23 protein-coding genes are annotated in these 24,380 nt (G+C 67.6%); 9 read left to right on the forward strand and 14 right to left on the reverse strand.

The features are described from left to right. Nucleotides 1-2 precede the first annotated feature (2 nt). The 3 genes from mpl (at nt 3) to PVZ77_RS15190 (ending at nt 2,441) form a co-directional block, all read left to right on the forward strand. The gene (mpl, locus tag PVZ77_RS15180) at nt 3-1,358 is read left to right on the forward strand and encodes a UDP-N-acetylmuramate:L-alanyl-gamma-D-glutamyl-meso-diaminopimelate ligase (protein WP_144961430.1); all 1,356 of its coding nucleotides are present in this window, start codon (nt 3-5) and stop codon (nt 1,356-1,358) included. Then, a complete protein-coding gene (gene ubiX, locus PVZ77_RS15185; protein WP_108581567.1) occupies nt 1,358-1,990 on the forward strand; it encodes a flavin prenyltransferase UbiX in 633 nt (210 codons plus the stop codon). Before mpl ends, ubiX begins: the two co-directional genes overlap by 1 nt. 148 nt (nt 1,991-2,138) lie before the next feature. After that, complete coding sequence (locus tag PVZ77_RS15190; protein WP_273808210.1) at nt 2,139-2,441, forward strand: YceK/YidQ family lipoprotein; 303 nt, start codon at nt 2,139-2,141, stop codon at nt 2,439-2,441. On the opposite strand, the gene PVZ77_RS15195 is transcribed toward PVZ77_RS15190, so the two are convergent. Further along, nucleotides 2,438-3,841 carry an aminotransferase-like domain-containing protein gene (locus tag PVZ77_RS15195; RefSeq protein ID WP_273808209.1) on the reverse strand — a complete coding sequence of 468 codons (1,404 nt, stop codon included), beginning with the start codon at nt 3,839-3,841 and terminating at the stop codon, nt 2,438-2,440. The two genes, PVZ77_RS15190 and PVZ77_RS15195, sit on opposite strands and share 4 nt — an antisense overlap. Before the next feature lie 145 nt (nt 3,842-3,986). Here PVZ77_RS15195 and PVZ77_RS15200 point away from each other — a divergent pair, with 145 nt between their 5' ends. Beyond that, on the forward strand, nt 3,987-4,115 hold the full coding sequence (locus PVZ77_RS15200) for a hypothetical protein (protein ID WP_007161186.1): 129 nt from the start codon (nt 3,987-3,989) through the stop codon (nt 4,113-4,115). On the opposite strand, the gene PVZ77_RS15205 is transcribed toward PVZ77_RS15200, so the two are convergent. From PVZ77_RS15205 to PVZ77_RS15220, 4 genes are all read right to left on the reverse strand, one after another. Beyond that, nucleotides 4,103-4,579, reverse strand: coding sequence for a YbaK/EbsC family protein (locus PVZ77_RS15205; RefSeq protein WP_273808208.1), 477 nt, complete (start codon nt 4,577-4,579; stop codon nt 4,103-4,105). The genes PVZ77_RS15200 and PVZ77_RS15205 overlap by 13 nt on opposite strands. A gap of 40 nt (nt 4,580-4,619) precedes the next feature. Further along, nucleotides 4,620-5,033: a type II toxin-antitoxin system tRNA(fMet)-specific endonuclease VapC gene (gene vapC / locus PVZ77_RS15210; RefSeq protein ID WP_273808207.1), complete on the reverse strand. Its 414-nt coding sequence runs from the start codon at nt 5,031-5,033 to the stop codon at nt 4,620-4,622. Beyond that, nucleotides 5,033-5,257, reverse strand: coding sequence for an antitoxin (locus tag PVZ77_RS15215; RefSeq protein ID WP_273808206.1), 225 nt, complete (start codon nt 5,255-5,257; stop codon nt 5,033-5,035). The genes vapC and PVZ77_RS15215 overlap by 1 nt, the downstream gene beginning before the upstream one ends. 65 nt (nt 5,258-5,322) lie before the next feature. Then, a complete protein-coding gene (locus tag PVZ77_RS15220) occupies nt 5,323-6,699 on the reverse strand; it encodes an L-serine ammonia-lyase (RefSeq protein WP_273808205.1) in 1,377 nt (458 codons plus the stop codon). A 126-nt stretch (nt 6,700-6,825) separates the two neighbouring features. On the opposite strand from PVZ77_RS15220, the gene PVZ77_RS15225 reads away from it, so the two are divergent. Further along, complete coding sequence (locus tag PVZ77_RS15225; RefSeq protein ID WP_273808204.1) at nt 6,826-7,761, forward strand: LysR substrate-binding domain-containing protein; 936 nt, start codon at nt 6,826-6,828, stop codon at nt 7,759-7,761. 173 nt (nt 7,762-7,934) lie between these two features. Here the strand turns inward: PVZ77_RS15225 and PVZ77_RS15230 are convergent, their stop codons facing one another. From PVZ77_RS15230 to PVZ77_RS15240, 3 genes are all read right to left on the reverse strand, one after another. Beyond that, entirely contained in the window at nt 7,935-8,576 is a 642-nt protein-coding gene (locus tag PVZ77_RS15230; protein ID WP_007161182.1) for an oxidoreductase, read from the reverse strand. Nucleotides 8,577-8,664: 88 nt separating this feature from the next. Next, nucleotides 8,665-10,203, reverse strand: coding sequence for a C13 family peptidase (locus tag PVZ77_RS15235; protein WP_273808203.1), 1,539 nt, complete (start codon nt 10,201-10,203; stop codon nt 8,665-8,667). 20 nt (nt 10,204-10,223) lie between these two features. Then, nucleotides 10,224-11,723, reverse strand: coding sequence for an AhpA/YtjB family protein (locus PVZ77_RS15240; RefSeq protein ID WP_273808202.1), 1,500 nt, complete (start codon nt 11,721-11,723; stop codon nt 10,224-10,226). Between the two features lie 189 nt (nt 11,724-11,912). Between PVZ77_RS15240 and serB the strand changes: the two genes are divergently transcribed. Next, nucleotides 11,913-13,067 (forward strand): phosphoserine phosphatase SerB, encoded by a 1,155-nt coding sequence (gene serB / locus PVZ77_RS15245; RefSeq protein ID WP_273808201.1) that lies wholly within the window; start codon nt 11,913-11,915, stop codon nt 13,065-13,067. Nucleotides 13,068-13,157: 90 nt separating this feature from the next. Here the strand turns inward: serB and PVZ77_RS15250 are convergent, their stop codons facing one another. From PVZ77_RS15250 to PVZ77_RS15270, 5 genes are read right to left on the reverse strand one after another with little or no spacing between them, the layout of a single operon-like run. Next, entirely contained in the window at nt 13,158-15,233 is a 2,076-nt protein-coding gene (locus PVZ77_RS15250; protein WP_273808200.1) for an EAL domain-containing response regulator, read from the reverse strand. A 40-nt stretch (nt 15,234-15,273) separates the two neighbouring features. Beyond that, nucleotides 15,274-17,058: a molecular chaperone gene (locus PVZ77_RS15255; protein WP_273808199.1), complete on the reverse strand. Its 1,785-nt coding sequence runs from the start codon at nt 17,056-17,058 to the stop codon at nt 15,274-15,276. A 43-nt stretch (nt 17,059-17,101) separates the two neighbouring features. After that, entirely contained in the window at nt 17,102-18,010 is a 909-nt protein-coding gene (gene asd / locus PVZ77_RS15260) for an archaetidylserine decarboxylase (RefSeq protein ID WP_273808198.1), read from the reverse strand. A 16-nt stretch (nt 18,011-18,026) separates the two neighbouring features. Then, complete coding sequence (locus PVZ77_RS15265; protein ID WP_273808197.1) at nt 18,027-18,836, reverse strand: rhodanese-like domain-containing protein; 810 nt, start codon at nt 18,834-18,836, stop codon at nt 18,027-18,029. Between the two features lie 59 nt (nt 18,837-18,895). After that, nucleotides 18,896-20,413: an HDOD domain-containing protein gene (locus tag PVZ77_RS15270; RefSeq protein ID WP_273808196.1), complete on the reverse strand. Its 1,518-nt coding sequence runs from the start codon at nt 20,411-20,413 to the stop codon at nt 18,896-18,898. A gap of 117 nt (nt 20,414-20,530) precedes the next feature. On the opposite strand from PVZ77_RS15270, the gene motA reads away from it, so the two are divergent. The 3 genes from motA to PVZ77_RS15285 all read left to right on the forward strand — a co-directional run bounded on the left by motA (nt 20,531) and on the right by PVZ77_RS15285 (nt 23,305). Continuing rightward, on the forward strand, nt 20,531-21,382 hold the full coding sequence (motA, locus tag PVZ77_RS15275) for a flagellar motor stator protein MotA (RefSeq protein WP_017642892.1): 852 nt from the start codon (nt 20,531-20,533) through the stop codon (nt 21,380-21,382). Next, nucleotides 21,382-22,542 carry a flagellar motor protein MotB gene (locus PVZ77_RS15280; protein WP_273808195.1) on the forward strand — a complete coding sequence of 387 codons (1,161 nt, stop codon included), beginning with the start codon at nt 21,382-21,384 and terminating at the stop codon, nt 22,540-22,542. The genes motA and PVZ77_RS15280 overlap by 1 nt, the downstream gene beginning before the upstream one ends. A 163-nt stretch (nt 22,543-22,705) precedes the next feature. Further along, the gene (locus PVZ77_RS15285) at nt 22,706-23,305 is read left to right on the forward strand and encodes a nitroreductase family protein (protein ID WP_273808194.1); all 600 of its coding nucleotides are present in this window, start codon (nt 22,706-22,708) and stop codon (nt 23,303-23,305) included. Between the two features lie 48 nt (nt 23,306-23,353). Here PVZ77_RS15285 and rsgA read toward each other — a convergent pair whose 3' ends face one another. Beyond that, complete coding sequence (gene rsgA / locus PVZ77_RS15290; RefSeq protein ID WP_273808193.1) at nt 23,354-24,376, reverse strand: small ribosomal subunit biogenesis GTPase RsgA; 1,023 nt, start codon at nt 24,374-24,376, stop codon at nt 23,354-23,356. Nucleotides 24,377-24,380 lie beyond the last annotated feature (4 nt).

Below are 24,380 nucleotides of genomic sequence, written 5' to 3' on the forward strand. Positions count from 1 at the left end.
TCATGCACATCCACATCCTCGGTATCTGCGGCACCTTCATGGGGTCGCTCGCGGTACTGGCCAAGGAAGCCGGCCATCGCGTGACCGGCTCCGACGCCAACGTCTATCCGCCCATGAGCACCCAGCTGGAGGCCCAGGGCATCGAGCTGACCCAGGGCTACGATCCGGCACAACTGGATCCGGCACCGGACCTGGTGGTGATCGGCAACGCCCTGTCGCGCGGCAATCCGGCCGTGGAATACGTGCTGGATAAGGGCCTGCCCTATGTCTCCGGCCCCCAGTGGCTGGCCGAGCACGTCCTGCAGGGCCGCTGGGTGCTGGCGGTCGCCGGCACCCATGGCAAGACCACCACCACCAGCATGCTGGCCTGGGTGCTGGAGCACGCCGGCATGAGTCCGGGCTTTCTCATCGGCGGGGTGCCACAGAATTTCGGCATCTCGGCGCGCCTGGGCGGCACGCCCTTCTTCGTGGTGGAAGCCGACGAATACGACAGCGCCTTCTTCGACAAGAGGTCCAAGTTCGTCCACTACCGACCGCGAACCACCATCCTCAACAACCTGGAATACGATCACGCGGACATCTTCCCGGATCTCGCGGCCATCGAGCGGCAGTTCCACCATCTGGTGCGGACCATCCCCAGCAGCGGCCTGATCATCCACCCCACCGCCGAAACGGCCCTGGTGCGGGTGCTGGAGATGGGTTGCTGGACCCCGGTGCAGACCACTGGCGCAGGTGGCCAGTGGCAGGCCCGCCTGCTGGCCGACGACGGCTCGCGCTTCGAGGTGATGTTCGACGGCGCGGTGCAGGGCACGGTGAACTGGGAACTGACCGGCCAGCACAACGTGGCCAATGCCCTGGCCACCCTGGCCGCGGCTCGTCATGTCGGCGTGGTACCCGGCCTGGGCGTCGCGGCCCTGAGCGAATTCCGCAGCGTGAAGCGGCGCATGGAAAAGGTCGCCGAGGTGCGCGGCGTGACCGTCTACGACGACTTCGCCCATCATCCCACCGCCATCGCCACCACCCTGCAGGGCCTGCGTGCCCGGGTCGGCAGCGAGCGGATCATCGCCGTCATCGAGCCGCGCTCCAATTCCATGAAGCTGGGCGCCCACCGTGACGGCCTGCCGGCCAGCGTCACCGGCGCCGACAGCGTCATCTGGTACGCCCCGCCGAATCTGGGCTGGGACCTGGCCGGCACCGCCGAGGCCTGCGCCGTACCGGCCGTGGTCTGCGATTCCCTGGAGGCGATCATCACCCGGGTCCAGGCCGAGCTGGACGGCCCCACCCACGTGGTGATCATGAGCAACGGCGGCTTCGGCGGCCTGCACGGCAAGCTGGCCGCCGCCCTGGAGCAGGCATGATGGCCGGCCCGGAACGCATCACCCTGGCGCTGACCGGCGCCTCCGGCTCCCAGTACGGCCTGCGCCTGCTGGACTGCCTGGTGCAGGAGGAGCGCGAGGTGCACTTCCTCATCTCCAAGGCCGCGCAGCTGGTGATGGCCACCGAGACCGACGTGGTGCTGCCGGCCAAGCCCCAGGCCATGCAGGCCTTTCTCACCGAATACACCGGCGCGGCGCCGGGCCAGGTGCGGGTGTTCGGCCAGAGCGACTGGATGGCGCCGCCGGCGTCCGGTTCCAGCGCCCCGGCGGCCATGGTGGTCTGCCCCTGTTCCACCGGCACCCTCTCGGCCATCGCCACCGGTGCCAGCAACAACCTCATCGAGCGCGCCGCCGACGTGGCCCTCAAGGAGCGGCGGCAACTGATCCTGGTGCCGCGCGAGTCGCCGTTCTCCAGCATCCACCTGGAAAACATGCTCAAGCTGTCCAACCTGGGCGTGACCATCCTGCCGGCCTCGCCGGGCTTCTACCACCAGCCGCAGACCCTCGACGACCTGGTGGACTTCGTGGTGGCGCGCATCCTCAACACCCTGGGCATCCCCCAGGACATGCTGCCGCGCTGGGGCGAACATCACCTGTCCGGCAACGATGACTAGGTTCTGTACGAAAAGTCGCCGAGCGAAGGTCAGACAAGGCAAAAATCAGCGAGGAAGCGGACCGGGCTCGCGCTCGAGTTTACGAATGGTAAATGAGCATTCCGAGCTGATTTTTAACGCAGCATCACCGAGCGCAGGCAGTTTTCGTATGGAACCTAGGGCCGTCGCGCGCCTCGGCCTGCTGCTGACGACCGTGCTGGTCCTCGGCGGCTGCGCCACAGCGCGCACCCTGGATGCCGCCAAGCCCGGCGCGCCGGTGGTCTATGCCGGTACCCGGCTGAATCTCTATGCCCTGCAGGGCGGCTGCTGCGCTTGGGAGCGCTTCGGCGCCGAGGCGCCGGCCTGGCCGGTGCTGGACCTGCCCGCCAGCGCCCTGCTCGACACCCTGCTATTGCCGCTGTCCCTGCCGGCCGCCATTGGTGGGCGGGGCAGCGTGCGGGGCGGGCTCTAGAACGCCTTCAGCAACTCGCCGAGCCTGGCCATGGCCGCCTCGCTGCGCGCGTCCCAGGGATGGCCGCAGTTGAGTCTGATGCAGTTTCGAAAGCCCTGCTGCGCGGAAAAGATCGGCCCTGGCGCCAGGCTGATGCCCTCGGCCAGCGCCTGGCGATACAACGCCAGGCTGTCCACGCGAGAGGGCAGTTCGAACCAGAGGAAGTAGCCGCCCCGGGGCCGGCTGACGTGGGTGTCGGCGGGAAAATGGCGCCGCGCCGCGGTCAGCATGGCCTGGCGCTGGCGGTCGAGACTCAGGCGCAGGCGACGCAGGTGGCGATCGTAGCCGCCATGCTGCAGATAGTCGGCCAGGGCGGCCTGGGCCGGCATCGAGGGGGTGATGGTGGTCATCAGTCGCAGTCGTGCGACGGCACCTGCCTGGCGGCCGGCGGCGATCCAGCCGATGCGATAGCCGGGCGCCAGGCACTTGGAAAAGGAGCCGCAGTGCAGCACGAGGCCGTCGCGGTCGAAGCGCTTGACCGGGCGGTGCGGTTCGCTGCCGCTGTAGAGCTCGGCATAGACGTCGTCTTCCAGCAGGGGCACCCGATGGCGTTGCAGCAGGCCATAGAGGCGCTGCTGGGCATGGTCGTCGAGACTGACCCCGGTGGGATTCTGCAGGCCGCTCATGAACCAGCAGGCCTTGATCGGCAGGCGGTTCAGGGCCTCTTCGAGGGCATCCAGGTTGAGGCCGCGCTCGGCATCGACGGGAATCTCCACCGCCTTGAGCTGCAGCCGCTCCAGCACCTGCAGGCTGGCGTAAAAGGCCGGGCTTTCCACCGCCACCAGATCACCGGGGCGGGTCAGACTCTGCAGGCCCAGGTTGAGGGCCTCCAGGGCGCCGTGGGTGATCACCAGTTCTTCGCCGACCTCGGGCATGCCGGCCAGGCCGTAGCGCCGGGCGATCTGCCGCCGCAGTTCGGGATGGCCGGGGGTGATGTAGGCGGTGAGGTCCTGGGCGGGCAGGTCGCGCAGGCCGTGGGCCATGCTGCGGGCCAGGCGCGCCAGGGGAAAGAGATCGGGGCTGGGAAAGGCCGAGCCGAAGGGCACGATGTCCGGGTCCTGCAGCGACTGCAGCACCGAATAGACCAGGTCGCTCACCGCCACCTCGGTGCCTTCCAGGGGCGCCAGCAAGGGCGCCGCGTCCCGCGCCCGGGCCGGTTCGCGGACGAAATAGCCGGATCGCTCGCGGGCCTCGATCAGGCCGCGACTCTCCAGCAGGTAATAGGCCTGGAACACCGTGGAGGGGCTGATGCCGTGGGTCTGGCTGGCGTTGCGCACCGACGGCAGCCGCTCGCCGGGGGCGAGGACGCCGCGGGTCATCAGGGTGGCAAGCTGGTCGGCGAATCTTTCGTAGCGCTTCATGCAGAGCCAGGGCAGGGGAGACCGTCACTATAGCGAGCACGGCTCCATCTGATCCGGTTTTTCCTGTGTCTACCTGCTGCTGTAACGCGAGCGTCTTGAGGCCTAAGCTTTACCCATCCCTTTCTGGCATCCCTCGGAGGCAGCCATGGACGATGGTATCTTCATGATTCTCTTCAGCCTGCTCGCGCTCATCCTGCTCGGCGGCGGCTACTACGCCTGCGTGGTGCTGAACAAGGACCGGCGCGACGTGGAAAAGAACGATCAGCTGCGCTGATCGCCCAGCGCGCAGACATCCACCCAGCGCGCCTCGCTGAGGGCGGCCAGCCGCTCCGGAGTGAGGCGCACGCAGCTGTGGATGGCACCCGCGGCCGGGAGCACCTCGTCGAAGGCTTTCAGCGACTCATCGCAATAGACCGGCAGCGGGGTGGCCAGCCCGAACGGACAGACGCCACCCACCGGATGCCCGGTAAGGCCCTCCACGGTGGCGGCATCGAGCAGCTTGGCCTTGCCACCGAAGGCGGCCTTGAGCTTGCGGTTGTCCAGGCGTGCATCACCGCGAGCCACCAGCAGCAACAGCTGCTCTCCGACCTTGAGTCCCAGGGTCTTGGCGATCCGCCCCGGCTCCACGCCATGGGCGGCCGCCGCCAGGCTGACGGTCGCGGTACTGGTGGTGGCCTCGAGGATCTCGAGGTCAGGCGCGATGCGCGCGAGGTGCTGGCGGACGGAGTCGAGGCTCATGGGCGTTCCTGGTGTCTAGGTCAGAGCCGACCCTGCCGTTTCAATCGGCTGCTGTCCAGTTCTCACAAGCCAGATCAGCGACCCGGCTGAATTCCCGCAGATTGTTGCTGACCAGGATCAGTGCCCTGGCGCGGGCATGAGCGGCGATCCACAGGTCGTTGTTGCCGATGATCTTGCCCTGACGCTCCAACTCGGCGCGAATGGCGCCATAGTGCTCGGCACAACCCCTATCCAGCTCCAGTACAGCGATCTGCTGCCGGAGTTGTTCCAGGATCGCCCGGGTGCGCTTGGGTTGCTGACTCTTGGCCGCGCCATGACAGAGCTCGCCCCAGGTGATCGCGGACATCGCCAGCTCATCGCGGCCGTGCCGGGCAAAACGTTCGCGGACCTGCGGCGGATTGTGCTTGGCGATGTAGATGCAGATGTTGGTGTCGAGCAGGTAGCGAGCAGCCACTAGAGCTCTTCCCGCCCCTGGGGTGGACTATCTTCCCGTTCCAGCGTCGCCAGTGACAGCGCGGCCAGGGTATCGAAGATATCGGCGGCATCTGGCCGCAGCTCCCGCAGGACGATTTCGTCGCCGCGGCGGAAGATTTCCACCCGATCCGATTCGAAGCGAAACTCCTTGGGCAAGCGCAAGGCCTGGCTGTTACCAGACTTGAACACACGGGCTTCGGCCATGAACAGCTCCTCGAGGCGTATATACATGTGAGTATATACGCCGCACTGGAACGATCAAGCGTCTCTCAACACTCCACGAAGGTCACGGCCAGGCCGCCGCGCGAGGTTTCCTTGTACTTGCTATGCATGTCCGCGCCGGTTTCCTTCATGGTGCGGATCACCTGGTCGAGGGAGATGAAGTGCTCGCCGTCGCCGCGCAGGGCCATCTGGGCGGCATTGATCGCCTTGACCGCGGCGATGGCATTGCGCTCGATGCAGGGCACCTGCACCAAGCCGCCGACCGGATCGCAGGTCAGTCCCAGGTTGTGCTCCAGGCCGATCTCGGCGGCGTTTTCCAGCTGCGCGGGACTGGCGCCCAGCACCTCGGCCAGACCGGCTGCGGCCATGGCGCAAGCCGAGCCGACCTCGCCCTGGCAGCCCACCTCGGCGCCGGAGATGGAGGCGTTCTTCTTGCACAGGATGCCGACCGCGGCAGCGGCCAGCATGAAGCGCACCACGTCGTCGTCACAGGCGTCGGGATTGAATTTCATGTAGTACATCAGCACCGCCGGGATGATCCCGGCCGCGCCGTTGGTGGGGGCGGTGACCATGCGCCCGCCGGCGGCGTTCTCCTCGTTCACCGCCAGGGCGAAGAGGTTGACCCATTCCATGGCGGAGAGGGTGGAACCGATGACGTTGGGCTTGCCGATGGCCTGCAGACTCTGGTGCAGGCGGGCGGCGCGCCGGCGCACCTTGAGGCCGCCGGGCAGGATGCCCTCGTTGGCGAGACCGTTCTGCACGCATTCGCGCATCACGTTCCAGATGCGCAGCAGGCCGCTGCGGATCTCGTCCTCGGAGCGCCAGCTCTTTTCGTTGGCCAGCATCAGCTCGGCCACGCCCAGGCCATGGCTGCGACACAGGTGCAGCAGCTCGGCGCCGCTGGAGAAATCATAGGGCAGTTCGGTGGTGTCGTTGTCCAGCACGCCGCTGGCGGCCTGGGCGGCGTCCACCACGAAGCCACCGCCGATGGAGTAGTAGGTCGCCTCGGCCACCTCGCCGGTGGCGCCAAAGGCGGTCAGGGTCATGGCATTGGGGTGATAGGGCAGGCTCTCTTCCAGCAGCAGCATGTCTTCCTGCCAGTCGAAGTGGATCGCCTGGCGCCCGGCCAGCAGCAGCTGGCGCTCGTTGCGCAGGGCTTCGATACGCGGCTCCACGGCAGCGGGATCGACGCGATCCGGCCATTCGCCCATCAGGCCGATCAGGGTGGCGCGGTCGGTGCCATGGCCGACGCCGGTGGCCGACAGCGAGCCATAGAGGCGCACCTCGACCCGCTTGACCTGCTCCAGCAGACCTTCGTCGACCAGGCGCTGGGCGAACAGGGCGCCGGCCCGCATCGGGCCCACGGTATGGGAGCTGGACGGACCCACGCCGATTTTGAACAGGTCGAAGACGCTGATGGCCATGTCGGTAATCCCTGATTGAGCTTGAATGGTCGCCAGACAAGGTGCCGGCGGATGGCTCATAGTGGTGATAAGCCTCCAACTCGCACAAACGAAAGCTTCTAAGCGATCCTTTAGCGGAACTCATCGATGAGCCGGATCCTCAATGCCCAAACCCAGGCCTGGTTGCAGGTGTTCGTCTGCGCCGCACGCCATCTCTCCTTCACGCGCTGCGCCGAAGAGCTGCATGTGACGCCTGGCGCCATCAGCCAGCAGATGCGCCAGCTGGAGGAGCGCCTGGGCTTCAAGCTGTTTCACCGGGTGGCCCGTGGCCTGGAGCTGACCGCCGAGGGCCAGCGCCTGGCGACCACCCTGAACCAGGCCTATGGGCTGATCGACGCCGAATTGCGCCGCCTCAATGCCGGCCAGTTCGGCGGTGTGGTGCGGCTCAGGTCGATTCCCTCGTTCCTGGGCAAATGGCTGACCCCGCGGCTGCCGCGGCTGCAGGCACGCTTTCCCGATCTGCAACTGCGGCTGGTGGCCGAGGACAGCAGCTGGTCGCTGCGCGAGGGCGAATTCGACCTCGCCATCGATCTCAACGACGGCAGCTATCCGGGACTGGCCTCGACGCCCCTGATGGAGGAGGAGATCTTTCCGGTCTGCGCCCCCAGTCTGCTGGAGGGACGGCCAGCACTGCAGCAGCCGGAGGACCTAGAGTTCTATCCGTTGCTGCACGACATCACCGCCTGGCGCGGCAGCTACGAATACGCCGAATGGGAGTTCTATCTCGCCAGCATCGGTGCACCGGCGCTGGATGTGCGGCGCGGCCACACCTTCAACCGCAACCACCTGACCATCGAGGCGGCCATCGCCGGCATGGGCGTCGCCATCGCCCGCCGCGCGCTGATCACCGACGAACTGGCCCGTGGCGTGCTGGTGGTGCCGCCCTTCGGCCGCTCAGTGCCGGCGCATAAGAGGTACATGCTGCTCTATGCCCAGGGCGCCCTGGCCGATCCTCGCCTGCGCGCCCTGCACGACTGGCTGGTGCAGGAAGTCGACCAGATGGTGCTGGCGCAGCCGGCGTAGGAGCCACTGTCTGATCGCGACCAGATTGCTCTGCCGATGCGGCCGCTCCTGGAGTCCGGCGTAGGTTGGGTTGAGCGCAGCGAAGCCCAACAGTGTTTGCCTCGGCACCGGCATGTTGGGCTTCGACGATGGAGCCGTCTCAGCCCAACCTACGGTCGATAGCGGCCAAGCCCTCAACGTCCCAGCTTGCGCAGCTCGTCGGATTCCACCACCCGCACGCCCTTGCCTTCTTCCAGGGCCAGGCGCCACAGCGCGCGGGCCAGGACGGCGGCTTCGATGCCGTGCCATTTGCCAGGCAACCACTGCGACAGGGGGGCGGCCAGGCGCTCGCCGAGGCGTTCTTCCTGGCGCTGGCCGATCAGCAGCGACGGCCGCGCCAGGGTCAGTTGCGTCCAGCCCTGGGCACGCAGGGCTTCTTCCAGCTCGCCCTTGACCTTGTTGTAGAAGATCGAGGACTGGGAGTCGGCGCCGATGGCGCTGACCACGATGTAGTGGCGGGCTCCCAGTTCCAGGGCGCGCTGGCCGACCGCCAGCGGCAGGCCGTAATCCACGGCACGAAAGGCCGCTTCTGAGCCAGCCTGCTTCATGGTGGTGCCCAGGCAGCAGAAGGCCACGTCCAGTGGACCTTCCAGGGTCGGCAGCAGGCTGTTGAGATCACCCACCGGATTGTCCAGCCGGGCGTGCTCCGCCAGCGGACGGCGGGTCGGCGCCAGCACCCGGGGGACCGTCGGCTCGTTGAGGAGGCGGTCGAGCAGGTGTTCGCCGGTCAGGCCAGTGGCGCCGGCGATGAGGGCATGCTGAGGCGTCAGGTACACGGGGCTCTCCTTGTAGCGGCGACCGCTGATGTCAGGTTGGACCTCAGACGTTCCGGTTGTTCGTCAAAGCCCTGGTCAAAGCGGGCAGTCAGCGACTCGCGCGCCAGGCACGCCACTTCTGCAGGACGGCCGGCGGCGCCCAGAGCTGGGGCTCGGACGGATCGAAGCCTTCGGTCTTCTCGCGTACCGACACGGTGTCGCGGGCACGCTGGAAGGCCTGCTCGGGATCGTCGGTGTGCTGGAAGGCCTCGGCGAACAGGGCGCGGCCGAAATAGGTGAAGTCGGCTTCGTCGGTGCAGCCGAAGGAGGTGCGATCGGCCTTGGAAGCGGTCATCACCAGGGTGTGGTCGTCCTGCAGTTGCGGGATGAAGCCGCCGCTGTAGCAGCTGGAGACGATGATCAGCTTGTCGCGGCCGCGCAGGGGCGCGAGCAGGCGGCCGAGCTCCGCTGCCGGCAGGCTGGAGAGGTCCAGGCCCGGCTGGGAGAGCACCAGCTGATGGTCGGCCGAGCCATGGCTGGTCAGGTAGATGAGGATCAGGTCCTCCGGGCCGGTGCGCTGGGCCAGCGCCTGCAGGCTCTGGTAGAGATTCTCGCGGGTGGCCAGCGGATGGTCGCTGCGGATGTCCTTGGCGTTGATCAGGTGGACGACGTCGCGGGCACCCCAGGTGGTGGTCAGGAAGTTGGCCACATAATTGGCTTCGCGCTGGAACACGCCCTGGCCACCGTCACCGGCCAGGACCAGGCCATAGAGTTCGGTGGCAGGGGTGGACGCCGGGATCTGCTGCAATTCCTGGTCGAGCACCTTGCCCTGGTCGAGCAGGGCGCGTTCCAGGGGATCGGCGATGTACTGGCCCTGGTCGTCGCGGATGCGCTTGCCGCCCTCCCAGAGACCCCGTTCCACCTGGCCGTCGGCGCGGGTCAGGACGCCCATGCCGGCATAGACGCCGTCGGCGAAGTTGCCGCGGTAGACGCTGCCGTCGCTGTTGGTGAGCACGCCCTGGCCGTCGAACTTCCAGTTGCGAAAGGCACCACGATACTGGCTGCTGTCGCTGCCGACGAATTCGCCGTTGCCGGTCAGCTCGCCGCCACTGAAGCGCCCGCGCCAGAGATCACCGCCGGCACTGCGATAGACGCCGGCGCCTTCGAACTGGTCGTCGACGAATTCGCCGTCATAGCGATCGCCGCCCGGCTCCTGCCACTGGCCGACGCCGTTGAGGTGGCCGTCGTTGAAGGTGCCGATGGTCTGGGTGCCATCGCTGTCGAGCTTGGAGCCCTGGCCCTGCATGCGACCGTTGACGAAGCTGCCGTGGTATTCCCAGCCGCTGCTGCTGATCAGGTTGCCCTGGCCATGGTAGAGACCGCGGCGAAAGGTGCCCTGGTAGTAGGTGCCGTCGGCGAATTGCTGCTCGCCGGGCCCCTCGGCCAGGCCATCCTTGAAGCGGCCCTTGAGCCAGTTGCCATTGGGCCACTCGATGCGTCCGCTGCCATTGAGCAGGCCGCTGACGAATTCGCCGGTATAGACCCCGCCATCGGGCAGTCTCACGCTGCTCGCATTGGGCGCCGCCTGGACAGCGCAGGCCGCCAGCAACAGCGCGGCAAGGGCGAGACGGGGCAGGAGGGCGCTCATAGGTGGGGTCGGCGGGCGCGTTACCGCGCCTCGAGCCGGACCAGGTGACGCTCCAGCGTCGCGGAGTAGGGTTCCAGGAGACGTTCCACGCAACTGGCCCCGGCGGGGCTGGCGATGGTGCGGATACGGGCGCGTTTACGCAGCAGCTCGTCCTCGGCGATGCTCTGCTCGACCAGCAACAGGTTGCGACTGTGGCGACTCAGCGCCTGGGCATTGCGTACGGTGGTGTTTTCCAGCAATTGGGCAAGCTCCAGGCCGGCGAGGCGTTCGCCCTGCGTCAGACCCAGTTGCAGCTGCAGGGTTGCACCGCTGCCGACCACTTCCACCTGCAGCGCATGACCGAGGGCGCGCATGATCTCGCCGCAGCAGAGCGCGCGGGTCAGGTAGTCGTCGTCGTCGCTGCGTTCGTGGAAGAGGATCAGGCTGCCGCCATCCTTGAGGGTGTGGAGTTCGCCGTCGTAGAGCTCGGTGGCCTGCTGCAGGCAGTCGCGATAGCGCTCCAGCAGCTGTTCGAGGCGGCTGCGTGGCAGCCGGCTGAGCTGGTCCTGGGCGCCGAGCTGGATGGACAGCACCGCCGAGGTGACGATGTCGGGCTCGGTGGGCACCGCCGGGGCCGGGGTGGGTGGCGGTTCGGTAAAGGACTCAGGTACCAGCTCGGCGAAGGCATCGGCGTCCAGTTCGCTGTCGGCACCCGCGGCGGGCGCCTTGCGCGCGGCCGGTCTGGCGGCGGCAGCCTTGCGTGCGGGCGGCTTGACGCTCAGGCCACCCTGCTCGTCGGCGAAGGGATCGTCGTCCTCGGCCTCGGCCACTTCCGCCTTGGGCGGCTTGGGCGGGACCAGGCGACTTTGCAGCTGGCGGGCCAGGTCGCCCAGTTCGTCGAGACGGCCGGCGCCCGGTGCGGGGTCATCGGGATCGCGCAGCCAGACGCGCAGTTCCAGCAGCGGAATCGACAGCTGACGACCCAGCCGCAGGCTGAGAATCAGCGTGAGCGCCAGCAGGATCAGGCCCAGTAGGCCCATGTTCTGCAGGCTGACCATCATCGGCTGCTGGAACTGGTCCATGTCCAGCGCCAGGCGCACCTGACCGGCGGTGACGTCCTGGAAGCGGATCGGCGTGCTGTAGATGCCATCGGTGGCGGTCAGCAACCCCTGGCTCGGGCGCGTGCCGGACTCGGCCAGCACCCGGTTGTCCGGGCTGTAGACCGCGGCATGGGCCACCAGCGGATTGCGCGCCAGGTTGCTCAGCAGCACGTTGAGGCTGAGATTGTCGTTGGCCACCAGCAATTCGGCGGCGGAATTGGCCGTCTGGGTCACCAGGCTTTGGCCGACGGCGTCGGCCTGCTGCTGCATGGCATGGCGGAACTGCATGCTCATGATGCCGGCATAGATCACCAGGGCAGCCGCCACCAGCAGCAGGCTGTGGGAAACGATGCGCAAGGCCACCGGCACACGACGCTGGCGCAGGGCTCGGTAGATCAGCAGGAAGAAATTATCGGGCTTGACGGTCGCGGGGCGGGTCACAGAAATCGTTTCTTTGGACAAAAAATGTGCGGCCAGTATAACCAGCGCGCCAGGGGTGCGAAAACGGCGAATGCAGGGCTTCGCCCGCAAAAGAGGCCGGCGGTGGACTCACTCCGCCAGCCGGTGCCCACGGCTCGGCACCGCCGAGGCGAAAGGGTAGACTGCGCGCTTTTCCGCGAGGGGATCGCCATGCAAGACGTTATCGGACTCCAGGCCGTGGGCATCCTGCCCGCCGACTGGCTGGCTGCTCTCACCGGCGCCCTGGCCGCGGCCGGTGCCCGGCTGGAATCGCTGCAGCAGCAGGGTCTGGACAACAGTGCCGCGGTGACCCTGCTGGTCAGTCCGGCGAGTGCCGGCGCGGCGCTGGGTCAGGCGCTGCAGGCCTTGGGTCTGCAGGTGGCGCCCCTGGCGCAGCCCGCGCCGGACACCGCCGAAGCCCATGTCCTGACGCTGATGGGTCGCACCCTGGCCGATCTGCCGCTGACCCGCCTGGCCGCGCTGTGCCGCGAGCAGGGCTTGAACATCCACGCCATCCGTCCCCTGAGCGAGCCGGGCGCGACCGCGCGCGCCGCCCTGGAGCTGCGCGTCACCGGCGAGCCGCACGAACCCCAGGCGCTGCGCGCAGGCCTGCTGGCGCTGGCCCAGGAAGGCCAGGCCGACATCGGCTGGCAGCCGGATGAGCTGCAGCGTCAGCATCGCCGGCTGGCGGTGTTCGACATGGACAGCACCCTGATCCAGGCCGAGGTCATCGACGAGCTGGCCAAGGCCGCCGGTATCGGCGAGCGGGTCGCGGCCATCACCGAGCGCGCCATGCGCGGCGAGATCGACTTCCGCGCCAGCTTCAGCGAGCGCATGGCGCTGCTGCAGGGCCTGTCCGAGGAGGTGCTGGAAGACATCGGTGCCGGGCTGCGCCTGACCGAAGGGGCGGAGCGGCTGTTCGCCGAGCTGAAGCGGCTGGGCTACAAGACCGCCATCCTTTCCGGCGGCTTCACCTACTTCGCCCACCAGGTGCAGGCGCGGCTGGGCATCGACTATGTCTATGCCAACGAACTGGAGATCGTCGACGGCAAGCTGACCGGTCGTGCCGTCGAGCCCATCGTCGATGCCCAGCGCAAGGCCGATCTGCTGCAGGAACTGGCCAGCCGCGAAGGCCTGACGCTCGAGCAGACCATCGCCGTGGGCGATGGCGCCAACGACCTGCCGATGCTGGCCCTGGCCGGTCTGGGCGTGGCCTTTCGCGCCAAGCCGCTGGTGCGCCAGTCCGCTCGCCAGTCGGTGAGCGTGCTGGGCCTGGATGGCGTGCTCTATCTGCTCGGCGTGGAAGATCGCCATACCCGGGCCTGAGCCTGCCCTCGCGGCCGCTCCTGCGTTTGCCTCGCGCATCCGCAGGAGCGGCCCATGGCCGCGATGAAGCTGTCCCAGGCTGGATCGCCGCTACTCTGCCTGGAACTCGTAGTCCATCGCCTGGCTGGGCTCCTGCAGGTAGTAGCCCTGGATGAAGTGCACCCCGACCTGCCAGAGCTGGGCCAGCACGCTGGCGCTCTCGACGAAGGGGGCGATGGTCTGGACGTTCTGCGCGCTGAGTTCGGCGACCAGGGTCTTGAGGCGCTCCTGCTGGTCCGGTTGCGCCAGGTCCTTGATCAGCTTGCCCGACAGCTTGACGTAATCCGGTACCAGCAGGCGCAGCGCCGCCAGCGGCGGATCGCCGGCGGCAAAACCGCTCAGCGTGACCGGATGACCCTGGCGACGTAGTCGCTGCGCCATGGCCAGGGCCTGCTCCGGCTGGGCCAGCAGGTCTTCTTCGCTGAGCTGGAAGATCACCGCCTCGGCGTCCAGCTGCTGCGCCTGCAGGGTTTCCCGCAGCCAGGGCAACAACTCCAGATCGCCCAGGGTCGCCCCCGAAAGATGCACGAAGATGCGCGTGCCATGACCGCGGGCGCGGTGCTCGCCGAGCTGGCGCATGGCCTGGTGGATCACCCAGCGATCAATCTGGCCGCTCAGGCCGCTGTCGCGGGCGGTGCGGGCGAATTCGGCCGGTGAGACCTCTTCACCCTGCGGATTGATCAGGCGCAGCAGCGCCTCGTAGTACTCGTGGCTGCCGCCGCGCAGGCCGATCACCGGCTGGAACAGCAGGCGGAAGCCGTTCTGCTGCAAGGCCTGCTTGACCATGGCCACCAGATTGCCGCGATTGGCGGCGGCGGCCAGCTCTTCCTGGGGGTCGTAGCGTTTGCAGGCATTGCCGCCGCGCTGGGCGACCTGGCGCGCGGAGCGGTGCGCGCGGTCCACCAGGTCGCCGGCGCTCTTGGTACGGCTGTCCAGGCTGACCACGCCGATGGAATAGCTGATGGCCAGGGTGCGCCCGGCCAGGGTCAGCGGCTGGCGCTCCTGGCGGCCGAGCAGGCGCTCGAAGGCACTGTCCAGGCTGGCGTCGGCCGCCTGCGGCAGGAGGGCGGTGAAGGCGTCGTCGGCGAAGCGCGACAGGGTCACCAGGGTGCCGAAGTGTTCGCGCAGGCGCTCGGCCAAGACCACCAGCAGTTCGTCCATGGCGCCTATGCCCAGCTCGGCCACCAGGGTCGGATAGCGATCGATGCTCAGGTAGGCGAAGCTGGCCGGCGCGCCGAGCCGGGCGCGTTCCAGGGCATCCTCGAGCAATTCGAGCATGCGGCTGCGATTGAGCAGACCGGTCAGGATGTCCTGGAAGCGCACCTCGCGCAGCTGTTCCTCGAGGGCCTCGGCGGCCGGGGCCGCGCGTTCCTCGCGCAGGTGCAGCTGCACGCAGGGTTCGTCGAGATAGATGGCCGGCGTCAGGCGCAGGCGCACGCCAAGGGTGCTGCCGTCCTGGCGGACGCACCGGCAGTCCAGTTCGAGGGGGCGGGGATCGTCGCGCAACTGGCGAAAGGCCTCGCGCAGCGCCGGCTGGTCGGCGGCGGCGATGAGGTCCATCAGCGGAGTGATTTCCAGGTCTTCCGCGGAGGGATAGCCCAGCAGTTCCACATAGGCCGAGTTGACATGGATATGCAGCCCGTCGTGGACATAGGCGACCGCGTCCACGGCGTTGGCCAGCAGCAGCTGGCAGCGCTGCTCGGCCTCGGCCAGCGCCTGTTCCAGGCGCCGGCGTTCGTGGCGCTCGGCCAGGTTGCCGAGTTCGCGCAGGCTGGCCAGCAGCAGGTGCTCGTCGTTGTCGCTGGCGATGCCGTCGCGGGCGCCCAGACGCAGGGCATCGAGCACCGCCGCGGGATCGTCCGGCGCCACCCGCTGGATGACGGCGAGCTGGGGTGCGCGGCGGCGCAACTGGCACAGGGCGGCCAGGCTGTCGAGCTCAGGCGAGGGTGGGGCAAGGATGGCGAGGTCCCAGGACTGGGACAGCAGTTCGTCGAGACCCGCGGGGTCGGCCAGGCGCTGGGCCCGCGTCGCCCGTCCGGCATTGCGGAACAGGCTGACCAGGCGTTCCGCCTCGTTCTGCGATGCTTCGAGCAGTAACAGGCGGATCGCGCTGTGTTCGGCGGCCATGGTCTATTCGCGCCTTGGCGATAACGATGATTTATCGAAGCTACAGAGACTTCCACAGCGAGTCAAAGTCTTCTTCCTGACGCGCCCCGCCGCCAGTGGATCCGCCGCTGGGCTGCGTACCGCTCTGCTCCAGCAGGTGATATTCGAAGACGCTGAAGCTGACCGTCATACTGCGCCGCCGGTCGAGCATGCCGCGCTGCTCGTTGCCCTGCTGATTGATCTGCACCTTGCTGCCTTCCTGGAAGGGCAGTCGCGGCGCGATCAGTGTCGGCGCCTGGTCGATGGCCTTGATCTCCGGCAGGAGCAGGGCGCGCAGGTACTGACTGTTCTGCTCGGCCTTGCGCAGCAGCTGCAGCCCACAGGGGCGCGCAGTGGGCGCCAGCAGTTCGACGCCCATCTGGGTCCCGCTGCCGGGCACCTGGCGGACCCAGCGCACCACCGCCGGGCCCCAGTTGTGATCCTCGGGCAGGCGCACGCCGAGCAATTCGCCGGCCTGCAGTTGCTCGGGCACCTCGCCGCTCCAGCTCAGGCAATAGCCGCCCGGACTGTGGTTGACCACCTGCACCGCATGGATCGGAAAGGCGGGACTGGCCCCCTCGCCTTCACCGGGCAGGGCGTCGTAATGGATTTCTTCCAGGCCCTCGGCGCTCCAGTCCAGGGCATCGGGGGTCCGGGTGTCGGCGTCGAAGGCCAGCGACCAGACGTCTTCCTTGGGCTTGGGCGCAAAGGTGTCCGGCGCGACCACGGCCGACAGGCGCAGGGTGTCGGCGAACACCTGGCCACCCGAGAGCTGGTAGTGCAGGGCGCTCATGCCGATGCAGACCTGCACCTGACCCTGGCCGGGCATGCGCTGGAAGGCGCGATCCGCCTCCTGGCCCCAGGCCCCGACGAGGTGTTGCAGCAGATCCAGGGACAGATCGCCGTGCACCGGCAGGCGCGCGCGGGGGCGCTGCTCCGGGGCCAGCGCCAGGTAGTCTTCGATGGCCTGCACCAGTTGCTGCGGGGCGAGGCCGAGAAGACCGTTGAGATTGGCTTCGCGCAACAGCGAGCGATAGCGCGGCGGGGCGTCGATCTGCGGCGCCACCACCATCAAGGTACCGTTCTGCTCGGGACCCTGCAGGCGGATCAGGCTGGCCCAGTCGTCCAGGTGCAGCGTCAGCTGGGCGATGTGGCTCTGGCGCAACTGGTTGCAGCGCGCAGCGCCGAACAACAGGGCGGCGCCATAGGCCTGGGTGATGGTCTGGCTGCCGTCGCCGGGCAGCAGTTCATCGCGAATCCTCTGATTGTGCAGGCCGGTGGTCACCGCCAGCCGGTAGAGCTGGTGCAGCTCCAGCCAGAGGTTGTCGTGCACCGGGGTATAGAGCTGGGCGGCGCGGATCAGCGGCCCGAGCAGGGCGCGCAGGGCACGCTGGATGGCGGTCGCGAGCAGCGTACTGCGTTCGCCACGGTCGCTTTCCTCGACCACGATCAGCTTGTAGCCGGCCGCCAGCAGGTTCTGCAGCGCCTGGCAGAGATTGGCTACCTTGCGCGAACGCTCGTCGAGCACGATGGCTTGGTTGAGCACATGGCGTTCCAGCAGCTGACAGACCCGCTGCACGTCCGGGCGCAGGGATTCGAGCAGGCGCAGACGCGCTTCCGGCGTCAGGACCAGCCGATTGAGCTCCAGCAAACCCTGGTAGAGCAGCCGGGCGAATTCGCCCAACTTGGCCCGCGGCAATTGCTCCAGCCAGCGCTTGAGGCCGGCCGGGGTGGCGTCACAAAACGTCAGGCTGCGCTGATCGGGCGTCGGTACCCGCAACATGAGCTGTGGCCTTTTGCTATCCATTCGCCGCGCACACTCCTGTTTCGATGGGCAATGAACCGCGCATCTAGGCGAGAGGCCCTGGCTCGGAAACGGTGGTCAAGGGGGTCGACGTGGTCGGAACCCCCAGCAGTTGCCCCATGTTGACGGTGGACAGGGCGCCGAGTTCAGCGGACCAGTTCACCGCGTCCGGGCCAAACAGCACGATGGCGGTGGAGCCCAGCTTGAAGCGACCCAGCTCGTCGCCGGTGCCCAGGGTGATGGGTGCGCGCGCGGCCTCGTCGTAGGCGAAGCGCTTGAGTTCGCGCTTTGGCGGCGTGACCAGACCGGCCCAGACCGTCTCGATGCTGGCGACGATCATGGCGCCGACCAGGATGACCGCCATGGGCCCCACGGCGGTATCGAAGATGCACACCACCCGCTCGTTGCGGGCGAACAGCTCGGGCACGTTCTCGGCGGTGAGCTGGTTGACCGAGAAGATGCGCCCGGGCACATAGACCATCTCCTTCAGGGTACCGGTGAGCGGCATGTGCACCCGGTGATAGTCCTTGGGCGACAGGTAGATGGTGGCGAAATGACCGCCCATGAAGGGCGCGGCGCGCAGGCCGTCGCCGCCGAGCAGCTCCAGCAGGCTGTAGCTGTGGCCCTTGGCTTGGAAGATGCGGCCGTGCTCGATGCGGCCGAGCTGGCTGATGGCGCCGTCGCTCGGACTGACCACCACGCCGGCTTCGGCCGGCAGCGGGCGGGCGCCGGGCTTGAGGGCGCGGGTGAAGAAGGCGTTGAAGTTCTCGTAGGCGGTGGGGTCTTCCACCTGGGCCTGGCGCATGTCGACGTCATAGTGACGGACGAACCAGCGGGTCAGCAGATTCTTGAACCAGGGCACCCGGCACTCGGCGAAGCCACCGATCAGCCGCGACAGCAGATGGTGCGGCAGCAGGTGCTGGGCAAGGATGAACAGACGGTCTTGCAGTTTCATGAGAGGTCCTTGGCAATCATTCGATGGGGGTGTCGGGGTGGTTGCCCCATTCGCCCCAGGAGCCGGCATAGGCTTTGACGCGCGGATAGCCCAGGGCCTTGGCCGCGAGATAGGTGAAGCCGGATCGGTGATGGGTCTGGCAGTGGGTGATGATTTCCTTGTCGCGGGTGATGCCCAGGCGCTCCAGTTCGGCGGCCAGGTCTTCACGGATGCGCAACTGGCGCTCGCGATCCATGCCGGCGGTCCACTCGAAGTTGATCGCGCCGGGGATGTGGCCGCCACGGGCGGTCAGCACCTTTTCGCCGCGGTATTCATCGGCGCCCCGGGCGTCCCAGATGGCCAGGTCCTCGGCGCCCAGCCGGCTCTGCAGGTAGGCACGGCTGGCGGTGGGCTCCTCGTGCAGGGTCAGGGCGACCGGCGCCCCGGCCGTGGCGGGGACCGCCGTGCTCAGCGGCAGGCCGGCGGCGATCCAGCCCTGGCGCCCACCGTTGAGGTAGTGATAGTGGCCGTGCCCGATGACGTCCAGCAGCCAGATGAAGCGTCCGGCCCAGCCGCCGCCTTCATCGTCATAGACCACGTAGACAGCCTCGTCGCGTTGCCCCAGTTCGCCGAACAGCTGCTCCAGGTCCGCCTGGGCCGGCAACAGGCCGGGCGCCGGCTTGCTGCCCAGCTGGGTGCGGGCGGGCGCGACATGGCGCGCGCCGGGCAGATGGCCCTCGGCATAGTGGGCAGCGCTGCAGAGATCCACCAGGATGAGTTCGGGCGCATCCAGGCGCGCCGCGAGATCGGCCGGTTCGATCACCAGGGGCAGGGCGGAAAAGGGCATCGCGGATTTCCCGTCGGTCCGTAGCAAAGGTGAAGTGTACCGAGGTTGACCGGCCAGCGTCAGGTCGGTCGTACCCGCGGACGGTTGGCAAAGGTACCGATGGCGCGCTCGATGCAGGTGAAGGTCTTGTCCAGCGCTGCGCTGCGCCGCGGATCCGCCGGCTGCAGTTCGCTGTCCAGGATCGCCACCAGTACCACCCGTTCGCCAAAGCCCAGGCTGCGCAGCCAGAGCCGTTCGTTGCTGAACAGCCGGCGCAGATCGGCGGGCAGGTGCGGCGCGAAACGTGCTCGGTTGTCGTCATCGATGCGCAACTGGCCGGGGCCGCCAAACAGCTTGGCCAGCAGCGGATGGCTGGCGATGTCCAGCTGCAGGCCGGGGGCGTCGTCCAGGCCATGGTGCAGCTGGACATTGCCCTTCTGGCCGTTGCGATCCGGGGTCAGCAGCAGCAGCCGCGGCAGGCCGCAGGCCACCAGCGCCTGGCGGGCGCAATCGAACAGCTGGGGCAGGGTGGCGAAGGCGCTGGGCGTGTGCAGCAGCTGCTCGCAGAGTCCGCGCCAGCGCTGTGCCTGACTCTCGCTGGCGACCTGTACCCGGGGCACCGGCTTGAGGCGCCGTTCGCCCGGAGGCCAGACCAGGCCCTCGGCCGGATGCCAGAGGCCGGGTCGGGCATGGCGCTGGGCATCCTGCACCGCCAGTTCATGGCTGCGACTCTGCACCCGTGCCAGCGGCAGTTGCAGATAGAGGGCGCTGAAACGCTGCCAGCGCAGGGTATGAGGACCATCCCAGGCGTGGTGGCTGGCCAGGGCCAGACCGTTGGCCAGCAGGATGGTGTTGCCGGGATGGGTCAGCCAGCGCCGCAGGGTGGGGTCGTCGTCGAGGCGCTGCTGCTGCTCGAGGGGATCGTCGCCATGGGCGATGTGCAGCGCCCTGACCAGTTGCCGGCGATCCTGGTCCAGCAGGCGATAGCCTTCCACGATCCACTCGGGCAACTGCCAGTGACGGGCCAGCGCCTGGCACAGGCGGATCGCCGGCACGCCGAGCAGTTCGCGCTCGACCTTGAGCGCCGGTTCGCCTTCGCCCAGCACCCGCCGTTCCCATTCCTCGAAGAGTTCCGGATAGCGGGTCGCCAGCGGCCAGAGTGGCGCCAGAAAGAGCAGGGCGGCCAGGCGGATGTCCGGCCACAGCCGCGCCAGGGGCACGCCGAACAGGCCCAGCCCCAGGGTCATGGCGTGCTGGCTGACCAGGCATAGCTGCCGCAGCGGACGCGGCAGACGCTCCTCGGCCAGGGTCGGCTGGCGGGCGATCAGGTATTCCGCCGGCCCGAGACCGACGCGGCCGAGCACGGCCTCCAGACTGGCGGCCGGATCGCCAAGGCTGGCATGGCCGCGATTGGCCTCGCGCAGCAGGGCCAGCGCCAGGGGGGGTGACTCGCAGAGCCGTTCGGCGATCTCATGCAGCGCCAGACGGCCATCGGCCAGGGCGCGGCGCAGACGCTCCGCGGTGGCGGTGGCCACCGGCAGGCGTACGCCTTCCAGGTGTTTGACCCAGTCTTCGACGGTGTTCGGGCGGCTGGACATACGACGGTCGCCTTGAAATTTGATGAAAGGCCTTCAGTCCGGGGCGCCGGGTCCGATAAAGGGGACGTGAGGGCAGATCCCCGGCTCAATTTTCCTTAGCACACAGTATTCCCAACCATGGCAAAAATCATCGGCATCATCGTGATATTCGCGGCTGTCCTCGGCGGCTACATCCTCGCGCATGGCAAGATCGCTGCGATCATCCAGCCGCTCGAGGTCCTGATCATCGGCGGTGCCGCCCTGGGGGCCTTCTTGCAGGCCAACCCGGGCAGCACCTTCATGCAGGTGTTCAAGAAGTCGCTGAAGATGTTTGGCAACCGCTTCACCCACGCCTTCTACCTGGACGTGCTCAAGCTGCTCTACGAGATCCTCAACAAGAGCCGGCGCGAGGGCATGATGTCCATCGAGGCGGACGTCGAGGATCCCAAAGCCAGTCCGATCTTCAGCAAGTACCCGAACATCCTCAAGGATGAGCGGATGACCGCCTACGTCGCCGACTACCTGCGGCTGATGTCCTCCGGCAACATGGCCCCCCACGAGCTGGAAGGCCTGTTCGACATGGAGCTGGCCGGCATCAAGGAAGAGCTGGAGCATCCGTCCCACGCGGTATCGCGGGTCGCCGACGGCCTGCCCGGCTTCGGCATCGTCGCCGCGGTACTGGGTATCGTGATCACCATGGGCATGCTCGGCGAGGGTGACCAGGCGGCCATCGGTGGTCACGTCGGCGCCGCCCTGGTGGGTACCTTCCTCGGTATTCTCGCCGCCTACGGCTTCTTCGGTCCCCTGGCGACCTGCCTGGAGCACGACGCCAAGGAAGAGCTCAATGTGCTGGAGGCCATCAAGGCCTGTTTGGTCGCCGCCGCCAGCGGCATGCCGCCCACCGTCGCCGTGGAATTCGGCCGCAAGGTGCTGTTCCCGGCGCACCGGCCGTCCTTCAGTGAGCTCGAGCAGGCGATGCGGGGCAGCTGATGGACAACAACCAGCCGATCATCGTCAAGCGCATCAAGAAAAGCGCCGCCGGCCACCACGGCGGCGCCTGGAAGATCGCCTTCGCCGACTTCGCCACCGCCATGATGGCGTTCTTCCTGGTGCTCTGGCTGATGTCCTCGGCTACCCCGGAGCAGAAGAAGGCCATCGCCGGCTACTTCCAGGATCCGATCGGCTTCACCGAAAGTGCCAGCCCCTATGTCATCGACCTGGGCGGCACGCCGACGCCGGCGCCTGACCGCACCCTGAATCCCGAGATCCAGGCGCAACCGGATTCGACCCAGAACAAGGTCAATCCGGACGTGCAGGAGCGCGCCGACCCCAACGATTCCAACCGCGTCGCGCCCGATCCTACCCAGGCGCCCGATCAGTCCGACAAGCGCCAGCCCAACGACGCGGCCCAGCAGCAGAAGGATGCCAGCCAGGCGAAGATGGATCCGAGCCAGGCGGAAAAGATCGCCGAGCAGGTGGACAAGGAACGCCTGGAGCTGTTGCTGCAGGAGTTGCAGAACAAGATCGAGCAGAATCCGGAGCTGCAGAAGTTCAAGGACCAGATCCTGCTGGAGATCACCCAGGACGGCCTGCGCATCCAGATCGTCGATGCCGAGAACCGGCCGATGTTCGATTCCGGCAGTCCGCGGCTGAAGTCCTATTTCGAGGACATCCTGCTGGCCATGGCCGACACCATTCGCCAGGTGCCGAACAAGATCAGCATCAGCGGCCATACCGACGCCGCGCGCTACGCCGGCAAGGGCGACTTCAGCAACTGGGAGTTGTCCGCCGGTCGCGCCAACGCCGCACGCCGGGCGCTGATCGCCGGTGGCTATCCGGAAGAGCAGGTGGCGCGGATCGTCGGCTATGCCTCTTCGGCACCCTTCGATCGCGAGCATCCGCTCAACCCGGTCAACCGCCGCATCGACATCATCGTGCTGACCAAGAAGGCCCAGCAGGCCATCGAAGGCCGCGCCGGCGGCAACCAGGCACCCAAGCCCGCGGCCGGTGCCACACCGGCGGCGAGCCGGAGCGGAGTCTCCAGCGGCGGCGTCAGCGCCACCGGCAACCTGGCGCAGCCGATCAACAACGCGGCTTTCAAGAATCAGGTCAATGCCTTCGATGCCGGCGTCATCCAGGGCAAGCCCTGAAGGGTGGCGATGATCGATAGGAAAATTCGCTGCTAGCGTTCGGTTTTTTCGTCCGTTGGCCTGCGCAGGGCTGGGTAAGCTGCAGGGGTTTCATGCTGGATCGGGCACCTTGCGCCCTGGCGCGCGGTCTCCCGATCTCCGATTCCCTTGCAGGAGCCTTCCGATGAGCAACGCCTTTATCGACACCATCAAGCGCCGCCGCAGCCAGTATGCGCTGGGCAAGAACCTGCCACTGGCCCAGGACCAGGTCACCGCGCTGATCCAGGAAGCGGTCAAGCTGTCGCCCTCCGCCTTCAACTCGCAGAGCTCGCGCGCGGTGATCCTGTTCGGCGCCGAGAGCGACAAGTTCTGGGGCTTCGTCATGCAGGCGCTGCAGCAGATCGTGCCGGCCGACGCCTTCGCCGCTACCGAAGGCAAGATCAACAGCTTCGCGGCCGGCGCCGGCACCGTGCTGTTCTACGAGGATCGGCATGTCGTTGCCGGCCTGCAGGACAAGTATCCCGCCTACGCCGACAACTTCCCCATCTGGTCGGAGCAGGCCAGCGGCATTGCCCAGTTCTCCGTGTGGACGGCCCTGGCCAACGCCGGCATCGGCGCCAGCCTGCAGCACTACAATCCGCTGCCCGATGCCCTGGCCGCTGCCGAATGGAAGCTGCCGGAGACCTGGCACCTGCGCGCCCAGATGCCCTTCGGTTCCAACGAGGGCGACTTCCCGGAGAAGGGCTTCATGGACGACGCCGAGCGCTTCCGCGTCTTCGGCTGATGGTCTTCGCTCGACGATAGAAAACGCCGGGCTTGCCCGGCGTTTTCCTTAGTAGCGAGATTCGCCTTCCAGGCTGGCCAGGATATGCCGGTAGCTGGCCATCCGCTGCAGATGGATGTCACCGCGCTCCAGGGCGGCGAGCAGGGCGCAGCCGGGCTCGCGCTCGTGCTTGCAGTCGCGGAAGCGGCAGTGGCCAAGGTAGTCGCCGAATTCCTTGAAGCCGGCTTCGACGTCGTCACGGCTGACGTGGCTGAGGCCGAATTCGCGGATACCGGGCGAGTCGATCAGATCGCCGCCATCGGGAAAGTGGAAGAGCCGGGCGGTGGTGGTGGTGTGGGTGCCCTTGTTGGTCAGCTCGGACAGCGGTCCGACGCGGGTATCGACGCCCGGCAGCAGGGCGTTCACCAGCGACGACTTGCCCACCCCCGACTGACCGACGAAGACACTGACGTGCTCGTCCAGCTCGCTCTTGAGCTGGTCCATGCTCAGGCCGTTGTGAGCCGAGACTTCCAGCAGCGGATAGTCCAGCTCGCGGTAGACGCCCAGCAGTTCGTCCAGCGCCGGGCCGTTGTGCGCGTCGATCAGGTCGGCCTTGTTGAGCAGCAGCAGCGGCTGGATGCCGGCATGCTCGGCGGCCACCAGGTAGCGATCGATGAGATTGGCGTGAGGCGTGGGTAGCGGGGCGAAGACGATCACCAGGCGGTCGACGTTGGCCGCCACCGGCTTGAGCAGACCGCGCATGTCCGGTCGGCAGATCTCCGAACGCCGCGGCAACTGGGCGACGATGACGCCGTTGCCCTGGAGGCTGGGACGAAACACCACCCGGTCGCCGGTGACCAGGGTCGGCAGGTTGGCGCGCAGGTGACAGCGCTGCAGCTGGCCTTCGTCATCCTCGACCTCCACCTGAACGCCGAAGTGGGCGATCACCAGGCCTTGTTGCTCCGGTCCCAGATCGCCGCCTTCGAGTTCGTCGATCAGCTTGGATTCGCGCTTTTCCGCGCGAGCGGCGCGTTCGGTCTGGATTTTTTCGATCCGCCAGCTCTGGCGACGGGTCAGGTGGCGTTTGGCCATGGGA

The sequence above is a fragment of the Pseudomonas sp. SHLD1 genome, from assembly GCF_028640935.1.
In the GTDB taxonomy this organism is placed as follows: Bacteria; Pseudomonadota; Gammaproteobacteria; order Pseudomonadales; family Pseudomonadaceae; genus Chryseomonas; species Chryseomonas aestiva.

Coding starts and splice junctions, on each gene's coding strand:
- PVZ77_RS15235 (WP_273808203.1), bottom strand. CDS start 10,203: ATGAGCGCCCTCCTGCCCCGTCTCGCCCTTGCCGCGCTGTTGCTGGCG.
- motA (WP_017642892.1), top strand. CDS start 20,531: ATGGCAAAAATCATCGGCATCATCGTGATATTCGCGGCTGTCCTCGGC.
- PVZ77_RS15255 (WP_273808199.1), bottom strand. CDS start 17,058: ATGGATAGCAAAAGGCCACAGCTCATGTTGCGGGTACCGACGCCCGAT.
- PVZ77_RS15200 (WP_007161186.1), top strand. CDS start 3,987: ATGGACGATGGTATCTTCATGATTCTCTTCAGCCTGCTCGCGCTCATC.
- mpl (WP_144961430.1), top strand. CDS start 3: ATGCACATCCACATCCTCGGTATCTGCGGCACCTTCATGGGGTCGCTC.
- PVZ77_RS15190 (WP_273808210.1), top strand. CDS start 2,139: ATGGAACCTAGGGCCGTCGCGCGCCTCGGCCTGCTGCTGACGACCGTG.
- PVZ77_RS15280 (WP_273808195.1), top strand. CDS start 21,382: ATGGACAACAACCAGCCGATCATCGTCAAGCGCATCAAGAAAAGCGCC.
- PVZ77_RS15195 (WP_273808209.1), bottom strand. CDS start 3,841: ATGAAGCGCTACGAAAGATTCGCCGACCAGCTTGCCACCCTGATGACC.
- PVZ77_RS15270 (WP_273808196.1), bottom strand. CDS start 20,413: ATGTCCAGCCGCCCGAACACCGTCGAAGACTGGGTCAAACACCTGGAA.
- PVZ77_RS15225 (WP_273808204.1), top strand. CDS start 6,826: ATGAGCCGGATCCTCAATGCCCAAACCCAGGCCTGGTTGCAGGTGTTC.
- PVZ77_RS15250 (WP_273808200.1), bottom strand. CDS start 15,233: ATGGCCGCCGAACACAGCGCGATCCGCCTGTTACTGCTCGAAGCATCG.
- PVZ77_RS15215 (WP_273808206.1), bottom strand. CDS start 5,257: ATGGCCGAAGCCCGTGTGTTCAAGTCTGGTAACAGCCAGGCCTTGCGC.
- ubiX (WP_108581567.1), top strand. CDS start 1,358: ATGGCCGGCCCGGAACGCATCACCCTGGCGCTGACCGGCGCCTCCGGC.
- PVZ77_RS15285 (WP_273808194.1), top strand. CDS start 22,706: ATGAGCAACGCCTTTATCGACACCATCAAGCGCCGCCGCAGCCAGTAT.
- PVZ77_RS15265 (WP_273808197.1), bottom strand. CDS start 18,836: ATGCCCTTTTCCGCCCTGCCCCTGGTGATCGAACCGGCCGATCTCGCG.
- serB (WP_273808201.1), top strand. CDS start 11,913: ATGCAAGACGTTATCGGACTCCAGGCCGTGGGCATCCTGCCCGCCGAC.
- rsgA (WP_273808193.1), bottom strand. CDS start 24,376: ATGGCCAAACGCCACCTGACCCGTCGCCAGAGCTGGCGGATCGAAAAA.
- asd (WP_273808198.1), bottom strand. CDS start 18,010: ATGAAACTGCAAGACCGTCTGTTCATCCTTGCCCAGCACCTGCTGCCG.
- PVZ77_RS15220 (WP_273808205.1), bottom strand. CDS start 6,699: ATGGCCATCAGCGTCTTCGACCTGTTCAAAATCGGCGTGGGTCCGTCC.
- PVZ77_RS15205 (WP_273808208.1), bottom strand. CDS start 4,579: ATGAGCCTCGACTCCGTCCGCCAGCACCTCGCGCGCATCGCGCCTGAC.